This window comes from Microbacterium sp. AISO3 (assembly GCF_002204305.1).
In the GTDB taxonomy this organism is placed as follows: domain Bacteria; phylum Actinomycetota; class Actinomycetes; order Actinomycetales; family Microbacteriaceae; genus Microbacterium; species Microbacterium arborescens.
The window spans coordinates 247,962-264,475 of record NZ_NHRF01000003.1; the positions used below are offsets into that span (position 1 = coordinate 247,962).

Consider the following 16,514-nt stretch of genomic DNA (forward strand, 5'->3'; position numbering starts at 1 on the left):
GTATCTCGCTTACGATCACCCTATGCCTCACAAGAAACGCACGGCCACCGGTGTGCTCGGCGGTCTCGCCGGCCTGGTCGGCCTGAGCGCTGTGGCCGGGATCCTCGTCACCGCGACCGTGACCCCCGCCATCGCCGTGTCGGGTTACGCAGCGACCAGCGCGATCGACGTCTTCGACAACATGCCGAGCTACCTCGAAGTCGACGAGCTCATGCTGCCGACCGAGTTCTACCGTAAGGACGCAGACGGCAACGACGTCCTCATGACGCAGTTCTACGACCAGAACCGCATCCCCGTCACGTGGGACGAGGTCGCGCCGGTCATGTTCGACGCGATCACCTCGAGCGAGGACAAGAACTACTACACGCACGGCGGCGTCGACCTCGTCGGCACGGCCAGCGCGGTGCTCGGCAACCTCCGCGGCAGCGACACGCGCGGTGGCTCGTCGATCACGCAGCAGTACGTCAAGAACGTGCTGCAGCAGGCCTGTGAGAAGGAGGCCAAGTCGCAGGAGGAGGTCGAGGCGTGCTTCCGCTCGACGACGGTCGCCTCCGGCACCGACGGCATCGAGCGCAAGCTGCAGGAGATGCGCTACGCGATCCAGCTCGAGAAGCGGTATCCCAAGAACGAGATCCTGCTCGGCTATCTCAACATCGCGCACTTCGGTGGCACCGTCTACGGCATCGGGGCGGCGTCGCAGTACTACTTCGGCGTGCCCGCGTCGCAGCTCACGATCGGCCAGGCCGCCGCGATCGCCGGCATGGTGCAGGAGCCGAACACCTACCGTCTCGATCGGCCCGACAGCGAGTCGAACGGCGCCGCCAACGGCTACGAGCTGACGAAGGATCGCCAGATCTACGTCCTCAATCGCATGTTCTCGGACGGCAAGATCACGCAGGAAGAGCGGGATGCCGCCATCGCGGAGCCCATCACCCCCAACATCCAGGAGCGCCCGCAGGGCTGCCAGCTCGCCGCCGGCGCCGAGTTCTTCTGCGAGTACGTGCGCAACATCGTCCTCGATGATCCCGCCTTCGGCGAGTCGCTCGAGGAGCGCCAGCAGAACCTGCGCCGCGGCGGCATGAAGATCTACACGACCCTCGACCCGCAGCTCCAGGATGCCGCGCTCGACGCGATGTCCGTCGTGCCCGCGACCGACGACCGTCTGAACCTCGGCGCCTCCGGCGTCCAGGTCGAGGTCGGCACCGGCCGCGTGCTCTCCATGGTGCAGAACCGTCCGTTCGCGCCCACGGGGGACGAAGCGGGCACAGTGACCCCGGTCAACTACAACGTGCGCAACCAGGACGGCGGCGGCGGTCACTCCGCCGGCTCGACCTACAAGGTGTTCAGCCTCATCAACTGGCTCGAGCAGGGTCACTCCGTCAATGAGGTGCTCAACGGCCGCGTCGGGAACAAGCGGGTGCTCACGAGCTGCGACGGCGCGACGCAGAACGTCCGCACCGGCAACAGCGGCCGCGCGAACGAGATCGGCAACTTCCAGAGCAGCAACGGCTACTCCGGCACGATCAAGAAGTTCACCGAGGACTCGCTGAACTCGGGCTTCCTCGCGATGGCCGAGCGCATCTCGGTCTGCTCGACCAACCAGGTCGCGATGAAGATGGGCGTCATGCAGTCCAACGGCGAGCCGCTGGACATCAACAACAACCCTTACGACGTGCTGGGGTCCGCCGCGGTCGCTCCCATCGACATGGCGGAGGCGTACGCCGCGATCGCCGGCGGTGGCATGCGGTGCGAGCCGAAGGTCATCGACCGCGCCGTGAACTCCGCGGGCGAGGACATCACGCCGCAGACGAGCTGCGACCAGGCCATCTCGGCCAACGTCGCCGCCACAGCCGCGTTCGCGCTCGAGGGCGTCATGAACGCGACGGGTCAGGGCGCCCGAATCTTCGACGGTGTGCCGGTGTTCGGAAAGACCGGTATCCACGAGTACGAACACACCTGGATGGACGGCGCGAGCACCAAGGTCGCCACCGTGGTCTGGGTCGGCAACGTCGACGGCTTCGCGAAGCTCAACGAGTACCGCGTGAACGGCTGGCGCCTGGATCAGATCCGAAACGCGATCTGGCCGAAGATGCAGGGCGCGGCGAACGCCAAGTTCGGCGGAGACCGCTTCCCGACTCCGGACACGAACCTCACGAAGAACGTTCTGACCGATCTGCCGAACGTGGTGGGGCAGAACGTCGATGAGGCACGCGGCACCCTCGAGGCGGCCGGCTTCGCCGTGAACGTCGCGGACCCCACCGACTCGACCGAACCCGAAGGGCGGATCGTGTCGCAGGATCCGGGCGCGGGCCGCGCTCCGGGCGGCACCACGGTGACCATCACCCCGAGCAACGGCCAGGGCGCAACGGTGCCGCCGGTGACGGGCAACCCGCAGGAGGCGGAACGCCAACTGCGAGCGGCAGGCTTCACCAGCGTGACGACGGCGTGCACCGAGAAGGACGATTCGCCGCAACCGACGGTGACGGGCACCAGTCCCGCCGCGGGCGAGGCGGTCGGCCGCGGGACGCAGATCACCATCGAGTACACCGCGAAGACCTGCTGATGGCCGGCGTCCGCAGGACGCTCTCCACGATCGCCACCGCCGGCGCCTTGGGCGCCGGCGGTGCGGTCGTGTGGGGGGTCGGAATCGAGCGCTATCTGTTCACCGCCCGGCGTCACGAGGTTTCCGTGCTGCCGGCCGGTAGCCCGAGTATCACCGTGCTGCACCTCTCCGACGCCCACATGGCGCCGTGGCAGCAGCGCAAGCAGCGGTGGATCGCAGACCTCGCCGAGCAGACGCAGCCCGATCTGGTGGTCAACACGGGCGACAACCTCGGCCACACCCGAGGCCTCGACGGCATCCGCCGGGCCTTCGCTCCCCTGCGCGGCGTGCCCGGATTCTTCGTCCACGGTTCGAACGACGTGTACGAGCCGAGCGGACGGAACCCCCTGCGGTACTTCACGGGCCCGTCGCAGCACGCCAAAGCGGCGCCGAAGCTCGATACGGCGGCGATGGACTCGTTCTTCGCAGGCGACCTCGGCTGGTCCGAGCTCGACAACGCCGCCGCCACGGTGCGCGTGGCCGGCCTGCGGATCGACGGTATCGGCGTCGACGACGCTCACCGCGACTGGGACGACCTCGACGCGCTCCCCGGCGCTCTGGCAGCCCTGGAAGGCCGCAAGCGCGCCGACCTGACCCTCGGGGTCACCCATGCCCCCTATCGCCGCGTGCTCGACCGTTTCGTCGATCTGGGAGCCGACATGATCTTCGGCGGGCACACCCACGGCGGGCAGGTGCGGATCCCCTTCGCCTCCCGCGCCCTCGTCGCCAACTGCGACATCCCCCTCGACCAGGCGCGCGGACTGAGCTCGTGGGGCCCGACGTCTGTGCCGCTGAACGTCAGTGCGGGTCTCGGACACTCCATCTACGCGCCCGTGCGGTTCGGATGCCGCCCGGAGGCATCCGTCATCGTCCTCCGCGCCCGGGCGTGAGCCGATTCGTCTTCCGAGCGAGATCGGGGTAAGCTTGGAGGGTTGCCACGGGGTGTGGCGCAGCTTGGTAGCGCGCGTCGTTCGGGACGACGAGGCCGCAGGTTCAAATCCTGTCACCCCGACAGCGAAGAGGCTCCGCCGCGAGGCGGGGCCTCTTTCATGCCACCGGAGAACGGAGCACGGATGCCCATCCCCCGCCTGGTCGCCTTCGACCTCGACGACACGCTCGCTCCCTCGAAGAGCGCCATCGACCCGCGCATCGGACGCCAGCTGCTCGAGCTCGCGGCCCGCGTCGAGGTCGCGATCATCTCCGGCGGACAGCTCGCGCAGTTCACCGCTCAGGTCGTCGACCAGCTGCCCGAGACGGATGCCGAACTGCTGTCGCACTTCCACCTGCTTCCGACCTGCGGCACCCAGTACTACCGCCTCTCCCCCGCCGGCATCGAGACGATCTACGCCCGCTCGCTGACCGACGACCAGAAGACCCGCGCCCTCGCCGCTGTCGAGGAGGAGGCGCGTCGCCTCGGGCTGTGGGAGACCGAGACCTGGGGTCCCATCCTCGAAGACCGCGGATCGCAGATCACCTTCTCGGCGCTCGGTCAGCAGGCTCCCGTCGACGCGAAGATGGCGTGGGACCCGACCGGCGAGAAGAAGAACGCGCTGCGCGCGGCGGTCGCGGACCGCATCCCCGACCTCGAGGTGCGCGCCGGCGGCTCGACGTCGGTCGACATCACCGAGCGCGGCATCGACAAGGCATACGGCATGACCCGTCTCATCGAGCAGAGCGGCATCCCCCAGGACGACATCCTGTTCGTCGGCGACCGTCTCGACGAGAACGGCAACGACTACCCCGTGCTCGCGATGGGCGTGGCCTGCCACGCGGTCGAAGGCTGGGAGGACACCGCCGACTTCCTCGACCGGCTCATCCCCACGCTTCCGCTGCGCTGATGCGCTGAAGCGGACGACCCCGCACGACACGTGCTCGGGCCCCGGGCCGGCCAGCCGATCGGCTGCCGGCACCGGGGCCCGCTGCTTTGCGTCCCGTCGTCAGGCTCGGGATGCGGTTTTGGCGCGCGACGGGGCGCGACGCGGGGCTGAGCCTGCGATCGGCACGAGCCGCTGGAGCTGAGTGACGTGACGGGGCTCGAGCTCCTCGAGGCTCGAGACGCCGAGCAGCTGCATCGTTCGCTCGATCTCGCTGCGGAGGATCGCGATCGTACGGTCGACGCCCTGGCGACCGCCGGCCATGAGCCCGTAGAGGTATGCGCGCCCGATCAGCGTGAACTTCGCACCCTGCGCGATCGAGGCGACGATGTCGGCGCCGTTCATGATGCCGGTGTCGACCATGACGGTCGCGTCCTTGCCCACCTCGCGCACGACCTGCGGCAGGAGATGGAACGGCACGGGGGCGCGGTCGAGCTGGCGACCGCCGTGGTTCGAGAGCACGATGCCGTCGACCCCGAGGTCGATGAGCCGCTTGGAGTCCTCGACGTTCTGGACGCCCTTGACCACGATCTTCCCGGGCCACATGCCACGGATGACCTCGAGGTCGTCGTAGCTGATGGTGGGATCCATCGCGGCGTTGAGCAGCTCGCCGACGGTGCCCCCGGTGGTCGTGAGCGACGCGAACTCGAGCTTGGGCGTCGTCAGGAAGTCGATCCACCACCAGGGGCGCGGGATGGCGTTGACGATCGTGCCGACGGTCAGGGCGGGCGGGATCGAGAATCCGTTCCGCTTGTCGCGCAGGCGGGCACCCGCGACGGGGGTGTCGACGGTGAACATCAGGGTGTCGAAGCCCGCCTCGGCGGCCCGCTTGACGAGGCCGTACGAGATCTCTCGGTCGCGCATGACGTAGAGCTGGAACCAGTTGCGGCCATGGGGGTTCGCGGCGCGCACACCCTCGATCGAGGTCGTTCCGAGCGTCGAGAGGGTGAACGGGATGCCGGCCGCGCCCGCGGCGGACGCTCCGGCGCTCTCGCCCTCGGTCTGCATGAGGCGGGTGAATCCCGTCGGGGCGATTCCGAACGGCAGGGCCGAGCGCCCGCCGAGGATCTCCGTGGACATGTCGACCGACTCTGCCGGACGCAGGATGTCGGGGTGGAACTCGATGTCCTGGAACGCCTGGCGCGCTCGCGCGAGCGAGATCTCACCCTCGGCAGCGCCGTCGGTGTAGTCGAAGGCCGCCTTGGGCGTCCGGCGCTTCGCGATGGTCCGCAGGTCGTCGATCGTGAGGGCCGACGTGAGCCGGCGGCGACGACCGTTCAGATCCGGGGCCTTGAACTGCATCAGTTCGAGCAGCTCGGGGATCTTGGGCAGCTGACGGGTGACCATGTCTCTCCTCTGTTCCGGCCGGGGCCGAAGGGGTCGGGTCGGATGGATTCAGGTGGATTCGGGGCGGACGGGGTTCGCTGACGCGTAGTACCCCGTGATGTGGTCGTGGACGGCGGTGCGGGCATCCGCGACCCGCCGCTCGTCGATCGCGGCCACGATCGCGTTGTGCTCGTCGCGCAGGCGGTCGACCGCGCTGTTCCAGTCGGGAATGCGCGCGGCACCCTCGAGCACGTAGTCCTCGATCGAGGAGCGGAGGCCGGCCATCATCGCGGCGACGACCTCGTTTCCCGACGCCTCGGCCAGGGCGACGTGGAACTGGGCGTCCAGCGCCAGGAAGTCGGCGGGACTGAGGTCGGCGGCATCCATCGCGCGGAGCGCTTCGCGGGCCCGTTCGAGATCCACGTCGGACGAGCCGGCGAGCTCGCCGGCGACCCACTCCTCGAGCAGGAGACGCGTGTTCACGACATCCGAGATGGCGAAACCCTGCGCCGCGACCTGCAGGCGCAGCAGAGCCTGCATGCCGCCGGTCGGCCGCGCGACCACGATCGCGCCGGCGCTGGGACCCGAACCGGTCGCCGTGCGGATGAGGCCCATGACCTCGAGCACGCGCAACGCCTCTCGGACGCTCGAACGCCCGACGCCGAGCTGCGCGACGAGGTCGCGTTCGGACGGCAGCCGGTCGCCGGGACCGAGCTTGCCGGCGAGCAGATCGGACTCGATCTTCTCCAGTACGACGCGCCAGGCGCGCGCCGGGGTTCCGTCGGCCATGACGCCCCTCTCGTTGGTGGCCGGACCACGATACATCTTGTGGTCTGACCGCGCAAAGCGCTGGACGGGCGCGTCGTGAAACGTATCAGGCGCGTGTCGCGTCAGGCGAGGCGACCACCCGACTCGCGGAGGTAGCACTCGGCGCACATCGACTCGTAGGTGACACGATCGAGAGCGAGCTCGTCGATCGCGACCTGGTCGCCCTCGAACACGAAGCGTCCACCGACCAGACGGGCGTTGAAGAGCGCCTTGCGTCCGCAGCGACAGATCGTCTTGAGCTCCTCGAGGCTGTGCGCCAGCTCCATCAGCCGAGCGGAACCGGGAAAGGCCCGGGTCTGGAAATCGGTACGGATGCCGTAGGCCAGCACCGGGACGTTCTCCTCGACGACGGTCCGCAGCAGATCATCGACCTGGTCGGATGTCAGGAACTGCGCTTCGTCGATCAGGAGGCAGGCGACATCCGAACCGGTCTCGGCACGGACGCGCTCGCGATGAACGCCGAAGACGGCCCGCAGGTCATCGTCCGCGCCGACGAGGAAGTCGACGTCGCGCTCGACTCCCAGCCGACTGGCGATCTGCCCCGCGCCCTTCGTGTCGATCTCGGGCTTGGCGAGGAGAACGTGCTGGCCGCGCTCTTCGTAGTTGTAAGCCGCCTGCAGAAGAGCCGTCGACTTGCCGGAGTTCATCGCTCCGTAACGGAAGTAGAGCTTGGCCATGCCCGTCAGGGATTGATCGCGAGCGCTTCGGCGGTCGCCTCGATCGACGAGCGCGCAGCCTCGGCCCGCGGGTTGAGCGGCTGACCGTAGCTGGGGATGAGCTTCTTCAGCTCGGGCTCCCAGCCCGCGATGCGCTCGGGGAAGCACGTCTTGAGAAGTCCGAGCATGATGGATGCCGCCGTCGAAGCGCCCGGCGAAGCGCCCAGCAGACCGGCGATCGATCCGTCCGCGGAGGTCACGACCTCGGTGCCGAACTGCAGCACGCCGCCCTTCTTCGGGTCCTTCTTCATGACCTGAGCACGCTGGCCGGCCTGGATCAGCTCCCAGTCCTCGTCCTTCGCGGTCGGCATGAAGACGCGGAGCGATTCCACCTTCTTGCGGTGGTTCTTCAGCAGCTCGCCGACCAGGTACGAGATGAGGCTCGGATTGTCGACCGCGACCTTCAGCATCGGCAGCAGGTTGTGCGGACGCACCTGGGCGACGATGTCGGTGATGCGCCCGTTCTTGAGGAACTTCGGGCTGAAGGTCGCGAACGGACCGAACAGCAGCGACGCCTCGCCGTCGACCACACGCGTGTCGAGGTGGGGAACCGACATCGGCGGGGCACCGACGGAGGCCTGCGAGTACACCTTGGCCTTGTGCTGCGAGACGACGGCGGGGTTGGTGGTCTTGAGGAACTGCCCGCCGATCGGGAAGACGCCGTACCCCTTGATCTCGGGGATGCCCGACTTCTGCAGCAGCTTCAGCGCCCAGCCTCCCGCACCGACGAACACGAAGCGCGCGTCGGTGTGGCCGGGGGTCTTGCCGAGGCGATTGCGCCAGAAGACCCGCCACGAGCCGTCCTTCTGGCGGCGCAGGGTGCGCACCTCGCGGTCGGTGATGACCTCGACGCCCTGCTCCTGCAGGTGCGAGAACAGCTGACGGGTCAGCGATCCGAAGTCGACATCCGTGCCCGCGGGAACCCGCGTCGCGGCGAACGGCTCGCCCTTGCGGCGCTCCTGCATCAGCAGCGGCGCCCACTGGTTGATGACGCGCGAGTCCTCGGAATACTCGATGCCCGCGAAGAGGGGCTGGTCCTTGAGGGCCTCGTAGCGGCGCTTGAGGAAGGCGACGTCCTTCTCACCGCGGACGAAGGTCATGTGGGGGGTCGCGTTGATGAACGTCGAGGGCTCGTCCAGGATGCCGCGCTCGATGAGCGAGGCCCAGAGCTGCCGGCTCTGCTGGAACTGCTCGTTGATCGTGATCGCCTTGCCGGGATCGACCGAGCCGTCGGGCGCCTCGGGCGTGTAGTTCAGCTCGCAGAGCGCAGCGTGGCCCGTGCCCGCGTTGTTCCACGGGTTCGAGCTCTCCTGCGCCAGATCCGACAGGCGCTCGTGCACCTCGATCTTCCAATCGGGCTGGAGCTGCTTCAGCAGCACACCGAGCGTGGCACTCATGATGCCCCCGCCGATCAGGACGACGTCGACCTTTTCACTCACGATGCACCAGTCTATCCCGGTGGCGGCGCGCGGCATCCCGCCGCCACCGTGGTCGGGTCAGAGGCGCTCGGCGACGATCTCCGCGATCTGCACGGCGTTCAGCGCGGCGCCCTTGCGCAGGTTGTCGTTGCTGATGAACAGGACGAGCCCCTTGCCCTCGGGTGCGGACTGATCGGCACGGATGCGGCCGACGTAGCTCGGGTCGTTGCCGGCGGCCTGCAGGGGCGTCGGTACCTCCTCGAGCACGACGCCGGGCGCCGCGGCCAGAACCTCCCGCGCCCGCTCGGGCGTGATGTCGCGCGCGAACTCGGCGTGGATCGACAGCGAGTGGCCCGTGAAGACCGGGACGCGCACGCAGGTCCCGGCCACCCGCAGGTCGGGCAGCTCGAGGATCTTGCGGCTCTCGTTGCGGAGCTTCTTCTCTTCGTCGGTCTCGTTGTCGCCGTCGTCCACGAGGTTGCCGGCGAACGGGATGACGTCGAACGCGATCGGGGCGACGTACTTCTCGGGCTGCGGGAAGTCGACCGCCGAGCCGTCATGCACGAGATCGAGCGTGTGCCCCTGAGCGAGGACACCCTCGACCTGACCGAGGAGCTCCTCCGCACCCGCGAGACCCGAGCCCGAGACCGCCTGGTACGTCGAGACGATGAGGCGCTCGAGACCGGCCTCGGTGTCGAGCACCTTCAGCACCGGCATCGCGGCCATCGTGGTGCAGTTCGGGTTCGCGATGATGCCCTTGGGGGGGTTCACGGTCGCGTGGGGGTTGACCTCGCTCACGACGAGCGGGACCTCGGGGTCCATGCGCCAGGCGCTGGAGTTGTCGATGACGACGGCGCCCGCCTCGGCGAAGCGCGGGGCGTGCGCACGCGATCCGGTCGCACCGGCCGAGAAGAGGGCGATGTCGATGCCGGCGGGATCGGCCGTGGCGACATCCTCGACGATCACGTCGTGGCCGGCGAACTCGATCGAGGTTCCCGCCGAGCGAGCGGTCGCGAACAGGCGCAGCTCGCGGATCGGGAAGTTCCGCTCGATGAGAATCTCGCGCATCACCTTTCCGACCTGGCCGGTGGCGCCGACGACGGCGACGGAGAGTCCGGAATCGGAGATGCGGGTCATAGCTGTTCCTTGCGTGAAGCGGGATCGGGTTTCCGCGATTCTATCGGCGCGGCGATACCGCCCCGACGCACGTGACAGCCGATGACCGTGCGAATCACGCCATCTCGGGACGGTTCCACTCCCCCGGCACGGCCAGCGCGCCGTAAGCCACGTCGACCCCGTCCGTGCCGACCGACGCCGTGCAGACGAGCAGCGACAGGGTCGGCACGCCGTACGGACGGTTGTCGCGGATGATGGCCGCGTCGTCGGTCGCCGGGGTGACCGCGGTGTCCTGGAGCACGTCGAGCCAGGGCTGCAGCCCGTTCGCGTGATCGAGCTCGGGCGCGGCCGAAGCGAAGGCGCCGAGCCAGCGACGGATGCGGGCCGTGCGTGGATCGTCGACATCGTCGTGAGCGATCATGTGGGTTCCGGGAGCCAGGTCGACGGTGCGCAGGGTCGCGGCATCCCACATCGTCACGCGGACCCCCGCGGCGGAGACATCGACGAGGTTGAAGCCGTGGGTGGGCGGGGCTCCCACCGGAGGCTGTCCGGCGACCGCGTCGAGCACGATGCCGCCGCGCGAGAGCGCCGGCGCATCGTCGGGCAGCACGTCGGCGCGATTGAGGATGACCGCGAGGCGGCGCGCGGCGGGGTCTGCGGCCAGCCAGGCACCGCCCGCCCGACGGTCGCGCACGCCGATGACACCGGGGTACGCGTCGGGCCACCACGGACCGACCGGATCCCATGCGCGGGCCGGATCCTCGTCGCGCACGGCCAGCAGCCGAACCGGACGGCTCGGATCGGCGGGCACCTGGATGACGACGGTGCACATGGGATCACTCGCTCTCGGCACCCGACGGTCGCTCCGCGCACCCGCCCGGGGCCGTGGGAGGATCGGGGGCATGTTCATCGTAGTCGGGGTCACCGGAGGCATCGCCGCCTACAAGAGCGTCCACCTCGTACGGCTGCTCGTGCAGCAGGGACACGAGGTCCACGTCATCCCGACGGACGACTCGCTGCGCTTCATCGGCCTGACGACGTGGGAGGCGATCAGCCGCAATCCCGTCACGACCTCGGTGCACGACGACGTGGCCCGTGTGCGGCACGTAGCCCTGGGGCAGAGCGCGGACCTCGTGATCGTCGCGCCCGGGACGGCCAACACGATCGCGTCGATGACGGCGGGGCTGGCATCCGATCTTCTCGGCACCACGCTTCTCGCCACGACGGCGCCCGTCGTGGTCGCCCCGGCGATGCACACCGAGATGTGGCGGCACCCGGCGACCACCGCCAACGTCGCCACGCTCCGCGAGCGCGGTGTGCTGATCGTCGGTCCCGCGGACGGCCCACTGACCGGCGGCGACAGCGGCCCGGGTCGCATGTCCGAGCCGGAGGACATCGTCGCCGCGGCCCTCGCGCTCGTGTCCCCGGCACCGCCCGACCTCGACGGCCTGCACGTCGCGGTCTCGACCGGCGGAACGCGAGAACCGCTCGACCCCGTGCGCTTCCTCGGCAACCGGTCGAGCGGCCGCCAGGGAGCGGAGATCGCCGTCGAGGCGGCGCGGCGCGGCGCGGCCGTGACCCTCGTCGCGGCATCCGTCGACGCCGGCGTCCTCGACGCCGCCGCCGCGCACCCGCGCATCACGATCCAGCATGTCGAGACGGCGGCTGAGCTCGGCGAGGCGATGTCGGATGCCGCCGCCGCGGCCGAGGTCGTCATCATGGTCGCGGCCGTCGCCGACTACCGCGCCGCGCAGGTATCGGATCACAAGCTGCGGAAGGAAGACGGTCCGCTCGAGACGATCGAGCTCGTGCCGAACGACGACATCCTCGCGAGGCTCGCCGCCGCTCGCCGCGACGGTCAGACCGTCGTCGGGTTCGCCGCCGAGACCGCCGACGACGACCTGCTCGGGCGTGCTCGGCGCAAGCGTGAGCGCAAGGGCGTCGACCTCCTCGTCGTCAACGAGGTCGGGTGGGACGCCGGTTTCGGCTCGGGCGAGAACGCCGTCGCCGTGATCGGTGAGGGCGGGACGGTGGTCGCCGAGGCCGCGGGCGCGAAGAGCGCAGTCGCCCGTGCGGTCTGGGACGCGATCGTCGCCACCCGCTCCGCGCACTGACCGCTCGGCAGGGGACGCCCGCCCGAGCCCGATACATCCGTCGGACGCGTGGTGCCCCTGAGCACTCGCCGCGGTGCGTGGGCCTCACCAGCCCCACCGGTCCGACCGATGTATCACCATGCGGGGTGTCAGCGGAGCGCGCGCTCCCGGATGAAGGCCGTAAGTGCGGCGGCGTCGTCGGGCAGATCGACGACGTGCTGGGGCGCGTCGAGCATGGCCTGCAGATCGTCGGAGTAGGTCAGCTCGACGCCGATGGCCTCGCGGATCGTCTCGGCGAACTTCTCGGGCTTGGCCGTCTCGAGGACGAGCATGACCTCGCCGGACTCGACGTAATCGCGCGCCACCGTGACGCCGTCCGCGGTGTGCGGGTCGATGATCTCGCCCGTCCCCTCGTGGACCGAGCGGATGGTGGCGAGACGGTCGGCGTGGGTCGAGGTCCCGCTGACGATGCCGAACTCGGCCGTGAAGCGCGCGAGATCGGCGGAGAAGTCGGCGAAGCCCTGAGTCTCGAGCTCGCGCCACGCCGCGACGACGCGCTGGGGGTCGCGACCGACGAGCTCGAAGATGAAGCGCTCGAGGTTCGACGCCTTGGAGATGTCCATCGACGGGCTCGAGGTCTGCAGCGTCTGCGCCGCCGAACGCGGGCGGTAGATCCCCGTGCGGAAGAACTCGTCGAGAACGTTGTTCTCGTTCGCCGCCAGCACGAGCCGGCGGATCGGCAGGCCCATCTCGCGGGCGTAGAACCCCGACAGGATGTTGCCGAAGTTGCCCGACGGCACCGTGATCGAGACCTCGGCGTGGCCGTCGGCATCGGTGGCTCGCAGCCACGCCCAGAAGTAGTAGACGACCTGGGCGGTGATACGGGCGAGGTTGATCGAGTTGACGGCGCCGAGGTGCAGCTCGCGCTTCACCTCGAGGTCGCCCGCGAGCTCCTTGACGAGGTTCTGGCAGTCGTCGAAGACGCCCGCGACGGCGATGTTGTGGATGTTGGGCTCGTCGAGCGAGAACATCTGCGCTCGCTGGAACGGGCTCATGCGCCCCTGCGGCGAGAGCATGAAGACCGCGATGCGCTCCTTGCCGCGCAGCGCGTACTCCGCCGCCGAGCCGGTGTCACCCGATGTCGCACCGAGCACGTTGAGCACCGAACCGGTGCGCTCCAGCGCATGCTCGACGACCTGCCCGAGGAACTGCATCGCGAGGTCCTTGAAGGCGAGCGTCGGACCCTCGGAGAGCCCGACGAGCGTCATCTCGCCGCCGATCGGGCGCAGCGGGACGACTGCGTCAGGGAAGGGGGCGTACGCGGCCTCGGTCATGCGCGCGAGGTCATCGCGCTCGATGTCGGTCGCGAAGAGCGCGAGCACCTCGGTGGCCAGCTGCGGGTACGTCAGCACCCGCCAGCGCTCGAGCGTCTCGGGTGAGACGGTCGGCATCTCCTGCGGCACGGCGAGGCCGCCGTCGGTCGCGAGACCTTCGAGGAGCGCGTCGCAGTACGGCAGCGGCTCAGCGCCGCCTCGGGTCGAGATGTACAGCACGCGGGCTCCTCGGTGACGGGTCGGGGACGGCTTTCGATTCTCGCAGGTGCCGCGCCTGCCCGGCGACGGCGGGGGGCCGACGATCGGAGGGGGTCAGCGACCGGTGCCGGCGTAGACGACGGCTTCGGTGTCGCCGTCGAGCCCGTAGGCGGTGTGCACGACGCGCGCGGCCTCGGCCAGCTCGTCGCCGCGGACCACGACCGAGATGCGGATCTCGGAGGTCGAGATCATCTCGAGGTTGACGCCGGCGTTCGACAGCGCCTCGAAGAGCGTCGCGGAGACACCCGAGTGCGTGCGCATGCCCGCTCCCACGACCGACAGCTTGCCGATCTGGTCGTCGTGCACGAGGCTCTCGAACCCGACCTCGTTCTGCTCCCCCGCGAGGGCGCGGAGCGCGAGCGTCGCATCCGTCTTGGGCAGCGTGAACGAGATGTCGGTGCGTCCCGTCGCAGCGGCCGACACGTTCTGGACGATCATGTCGACGTTCGCACCCGACTTCGCCACGATCTTGAAGATCTCGGCGGCCTTGCCCGGGACGTCGGGCACGCCGATGACGGTGATCTTGGCCTGGCTGAGGTCGGTGGCGACGCCCGCGACGATCGGCTCTTCCATCTCTTCTTCCTTTCGGCCTTCGGGCAGCGTCATGCCGGGACCGAGCACGAACGTACCGGTTCCCGAGCTGAACGTCGACCGGGCGTTGATCATGACGCCGTGACGGCGGGCGTACTCCACCGCACGGATGTAGAGGACCTTGGCGCCGTTCGCGGCGAGCTCGAGCATCTCCTCCGCCGAGACGACGCCGAGCTTGCGAGCCTTGGGCACGACGCGCGGGTCGGCGGTGTAGATGCCGTCGACGTCGCTGTAGATCTCGCAGACGTCGGCCGAGAGGGCGGCGGCGAGCGCCACGGCCGTGGTGTCGGATCCGCCGCGACCGAGCGTCGTGATGTCGCGGGTGTCGCGGTTGAATCCCTGGAACCCCGCGACGATGACGATCGCTCCCTCGTCGAGGGCCTCGCGCAGACGCACCGGGGTGACGTCGACGATGCGCGCCGCGCCGTGCGTGGCGTCTGTGATCATGCCCGCCTGGCTGCCGGTGAACGACCGGGCTTCGAAGCCCATCGAGTGGATCGCCATCGCCAGGAGCGCCATCGAGATGCGCTCGCCCGAGCTGAGGAGCATGTCGAGCTCGCGGGGAGCCGGAATCGGGGCGACCTCGTTCGCGAGATCGAGCAGCTCGTCGGTCGTGTCGCCCATCGCGCTCACCGCGACGACGACGTCGTGACCGGCGCGACGGGTGTCGACGATGCGCTTCGCGACCCGCTTGATGCTCTCCGCGTCGGCGACGGACGACCCGCCGTACTTCTGCACGATCAATGCCATGTGGGACTCCCGGATGCCGGTGCCGGCGCGATTGCTACGGGCGCCCGGATGCCGCGCCCACCGGACCATCTTACGGAGCGTCCCATGCGCGCAGCGCCATGTGACGACCCCACCCGGGGGCGAGGCTGCGGGCGCACGGACCTAGGCTGGAAGGCATGGGACGCCGCTCGCTCTTCACGGCGCTGAACGCGCTCGTCCACACCTCCGATCCGGCCGGCGGCCCGGCGACGGAGATGCTTCCGGTCATCGACGACGCCTTCGCCGTACGGGTCCTCGATCTCGCGATCCGGCTCGGGGAGACGATGCTCGTCGCAGGTTCGCCCGCGAGCGAGGTGACGCTGACGATCGTGCGGGTCGCGGGTGTGTACGGACTCGACCCCGTGCACGTCGACGTCACGTACAACTCGATCACCGTCGCGCACCATCGCAGCGGTGAGGACCGGCCCATCACGCTCATGCGCGTGGTCCGCGGCGCGGCGCCCGACCATGCGCGTCTGCAGCGATTGCAGGCGCTCGTGACCGAGATCCGCTCGGGACTCCCCCTGGATGCCGCAGCCCTGCGCTTCCGCGGCATCCGTCGCACACCGTTCCGGTACCACCAGCCCGTCGCCGTCTCGGCGCAGGCGCTGCTGGCGGTCGGGGTCGCGGTGATGTTCGGCGCGAACTGGCTCGTCATCGTGCTCTCGTTCCTCGCCGCCGGGTCTGCGGCCGTCACGCAGTTCCTGCTGGGCCGGGCGCGCGTGCCGTTCTTCTTCAGCCAGATCGCCGGGGCGTTCGTGCTCACGATCGTCGCAGCGGCGTCCCCACTCCTGCGCGCAACGGGGTGGGAGGCCGCGATGACCATGCGGCCCTCCGTCATCGTTGCCTCGGGCATCGTGCTCATGCTCGCGGGCCTCACGGTGGTCGGTGCCGCCCAGGACGCCATCGACGGGTTCGCGTTGACAGCCATGGGCCGCATCCTCGAGCTCGTGACCCAGACTCTCGGCGTCGTGCTCGGCATCCTCGCCGGCATCGAGACCGCCCGGGTCATCGGGCTGGGCCTCGAGGCGCCGACGGAGGCGCTGCCCCTCGGCCCCGTGCCGCTGCAGTTCCTCGGCGCGGGCCTGATCGCCCTTGCGGTCGCCGTCATCAACGGAGCCGGGCTCCGCATCATCGTCGTCAGCGTCGCTCTCAGCGTGGTCGCGTGGCTCGGCTACGTGGCGGCGGCGGCGATCGGCTTCGAGACGGCTGCGGCGAGCGGCGTCGGGGCGTTCGTCGGCAGCCTCGTCGGCATCCTGGCCGCCTATCGTCTGCACGTGCCCTCCGTCGCGATCACGACGGCGGCGATCCTGCCCATGGTCCCCGGCGCCGCGGTGTTCCGCGGACTCCTCGGAGTCGTCGAGTCGGGCGACAGTCCCGCGACCCTGCTCACCGGGTTCAGCACGCTCGCAGCGGCAGCGACCGTCGGCATCGCCCTGGCGGTAGGCGCGTCGCTCGGCATCTACCTGGGTCAGCCGCTCCGCGCGTCGCTGGGGTCGGTCATCCGTGCTCGCGCACGGGTGCGCTGACACCGGCAGAAGCGGAACGGCCGCGCCGCGCGCAGGCTGTGAGCCTGCCGCGGACGCGGCC

At 69.6% G+C, this 16,514-nt stretch carries 13 protein-coding genes and 1 tRNA gene; 6 read left to right on the forward strand and 8 right to left on the reverse strand.

The annotated features are described in order from the left end of the window. Positions 1 to 22 precede the first annotated feature (22 nt). The 4 genes from CBF90_RS06380 (at position 23) to CBF90_RS06395 (ending at position 4,440) form a co-directional block, all read left to right on the forward strand. Entirely contained in the window at positions 23 to 2,563 is a 2,541-nt protein-coding gene (locus CBF90_RS06380; RefSeq protein ID WP_064955060.1) for a transglycosylase domain-containing protein, read from the forward strand. Further along, complete coding sequence (locus CBF90_RS06385; protein ID WP_064955061.1) at positions 2,563 to 3,492, forward strand: metallophosphoesterase; 930 nt, start codon at positions 2,563 to 2,565, stop codon at positions 3,490 to 3,492. Before CBF90_RS06380 ends, CBF90_RS06385 begins: the two co-directional genes overlap by 1 nt. 48 nt (positions 3,493 to 3,540) lie before the next feature. Beyond that, positions 3,541 to 3,614: transfer RNA gene (locus CBF90_RS06390), tRNA-Pro, on the forward strand. A gap of 61 nt (positions 3,615 to 3,675) precedes the next feature. Then, positions 3,676 to 4,440 carry an HAD-IIB family hydrolase gene (locus CBF90_RS06395; RefSeq protein ID WP_023955050.1) on the forward strand — a complete coding sequence of 255 codons (765 nt, stop codon included), beginning with the start codon at positions 3,676 to 3,678 and terminating at the stop codon, positions 4,438 to 4,440. A 99-nt stretch (positions 4,441 to 4,539) separates the two neighbouring features. Here CBF90_RS06395 and CBF90_RS06400 read toward each other — a convergent pair whose 3' ends face one another. The 6 genes from CBF90_RS06400 to CBF90_RS06425 form a co-directional block, all read right to left on the reverse strand. Further along, on the reverse strand, positions 4,540 to 5,823 hold the full coding sequence (locus CBF90_RS06400; protein WP_023955052.1) for an alpha-hydroxy acid oxidase: 1,284 nt from the start codon (positions 5,821 to 5,823) through the stop codon (positions 4,540 to 4,542). 48 nt (positions 5,824 to 5,871) lie between these two features. After that, complete coding sequence (locus tag CBF90_RS06405; protein WP_071917837.1) at positions 5,872 to 6,591, reverse strand: FadR/GntR family transcriptional regulator; 720 nt, start codon at positions 6,589 to 6,591, stop codon at positions 5,872 to 5,874. Positions 6,592 to 6,692: 101 nt separating this feature from the next. Then, positions 6,693 to 7,307: a thymidine kinase gene (locus CBF90_RS06410; RefSeq protein WP_064955064.1), complete on the reverse strand. Its 615-nt coding sequence runs from the start codon at positions 7,305 to 7,307 to the stop codon at positions 6,693 to 6,695. A 5-nt stretch (positions 7,308 to 7,312) separates the two neighbouring features. Next, entirely contained in the window at positions 7,313 to 8,821 is a 1,509-nt protein-coding gene (locus tag CBF90_RS06415; protein WP_023955058.1) for a malate:quinone oxidoreductase, read from the reverse strand. Positions 8,822 to 8,842: 21 nt separating this feature from the next. Continuing rightward, complete coding sequence (locus CBF90_RS06420) at positions 8,843 to 9,901, reverse strand: aspartate-semialdehyde dehydrogenase (protein ID WP_023955060.1); 1,059 nt, start codon at positions 9,899 to 9,901, stop codon at positions 8,843 to 8,845. 94 nt (positions 9,902 to 9,995) lie between these two features. Continuing rightward, a complete protein-coding gene (locus CBF90_RS06425) occupies positions 9,996 to 10,712 on the reverse strand; it encodes an NRDE family protein (protein ID WP_023955062.1) in 717 nt (238 codons plus the stop codon). Between the two features lie 70 nt (positions 10,713 to 10,782). Here CBF90_RS06425 and coaBC point away from each other — a divergent pair, with 70 nt between their 5' ends. After that, positions 10,783 to 11,994 carry a bifunctional phosphopantothenoylcysteine decarboxylase/phosphopantothenate--cysteine ligase CoaBC gene (gene coaBC / locus CBF90_RS06430; RefSeq protein ID WP_088380178.1) on the forward strand — a complete coding sequence of 404 codons (1,212 nt, stop codon included), beginning with the start codon at positions 10,783 to 10,785 and terminating at the stop codon, positions 11,992 to 11,994. Between the two features lie 128 nt (positions 11,995 to 12,122). Here the strand turns inward: coaBC and thrC are convergent, their stop codons facing one another. Both thrC and CBF90_RS06440 read right to left on the reverse strand, forming a co-directional pair. Further along, complete coding sequence (gene thrC / locus CBF90_RS06435; protein ID WP_088380179.1) at positions 12,123 to 13,526, reverse strand: threonine synthase; 1,404 nt, start codon at positions 13,524 to 13,526, stop codon at positions 12,123 to 12,125. 93 nt (positions 13,527 to 13,619) lie between these two features. After that, positions 13,620 to 14,906: an aspartate kinase gene (locus CBF90_RS06440; protein WP_036305893.1), complete on the reverse strand. Its 1,287-nt coding sequence runs from the start codon at positions 14,904 to 14,906 to the stop codon at positions 13,620 to 13,622. Between the two features lie 155 nt (positions 14,907 to 15,061). Here CBF90_RS06440 and CBF90_RS06445 point away from each other — a divergent pair, with 155 nt between their 5' ends. Next, positions 15,062 to 16,453, forward strand: a complete 1,392-nt coding sequence (locus CBF90_RS06445; protein WP_023955070.1) for a threonine/serine exporter ThrE family protein — start codon at positions 15,062 to 15,064, stop codon at positions 16,451 to 16,453. Positions 16,454 to 16,514 lie beyond the last annotated feature (61 nt).

Bases quoted from the DNA above. Each gene is read 5' to 3' on its own strand.
- CBF90_RS06380 (WP_064955060.1), top strand. From the start codon at position 23: ATGCCTCACAAGAAACGCACGGCCACCGGTGTGCTCGGCGGTCTCGCC.
- CBF90_RS06385 (WP_064955061.1), top strand. From the start codon at position 2,563: ATGGCCGGCGTCCGCAGGACGCTCTCCACGATCGCCACCGCCGGCGCC.
- CBF90_RS06395 (WP_023955050.1), top strand. From the start codon at position 3,676: ATGCCCATCCCCCGCCTGGTCGCCTTCGACCTCGACGACACGCTCGCT.
- CBF90_RS06400 (WP_023955052.1), bottom strand. From the start codon at position 5,823: ATGGTCACCCGTCAGCTGCCCAAGATCCCCGAGCTGCTCGAACTGATG.
- CBF90_RS06405 (WP_071917837.1), bottom strand. From the start codon at position 6,591: ATGGCCGACGGAACCCCGGCGCGCGCCTGGCGCGTCGTACTGGAGAAG.
- CBF90_RS06410 (WP_064955064.1), bottom strand. From the start codon at position 7,307: ATGGCCAAGCTCTACTTCCGTTACGGAGCGATGAACTCCGGCAAGTCG.
- CBF90_RS06415 (WP_023955058.1), bottom strand. From the start codon at position 8,821: ATGCCGCGCGCCGCCACCGGGATAGACTGGTGCATCGTGAGTGAAAAG.
- CBF90_RS06420 (WP_023955060.1), bottom strand. From the start codon at position 9,901: ATGACCCGCATCTCCGATTCCGGACTCTCCGTCGCCGTCGTCGGCGCC.
- CBF90_RS06425 (WP_023955062.1), bottom strand. From the start codon at position 10,712: ATGTGCACCGTCGTCATCCAGGTGCCCGCCGATCCGAGCCGTCCGGTT.
- coaBC (WP_088380178.1), top strand. From the start codon at position 10,783: ATGTTCATCGTAGTCGGGGTCACCGGAGGCATCGCCGCCTACAAGAGC.
- CBF90_RS06440 (WP_036305893.1), bottom strand. From the start codon at position 14,906: ATGGCATTGATCGTGCAGAAGTACGGCGGGTCGTCCGTCGCCGACGCG.
- CBF90_RS06445 (WP_023955070.1), top strand. From the start codon at position 15,062: ATGGGACGCCGCTCGCTCTTCACGGCGCTGAACGCGCTCGTCCACACC.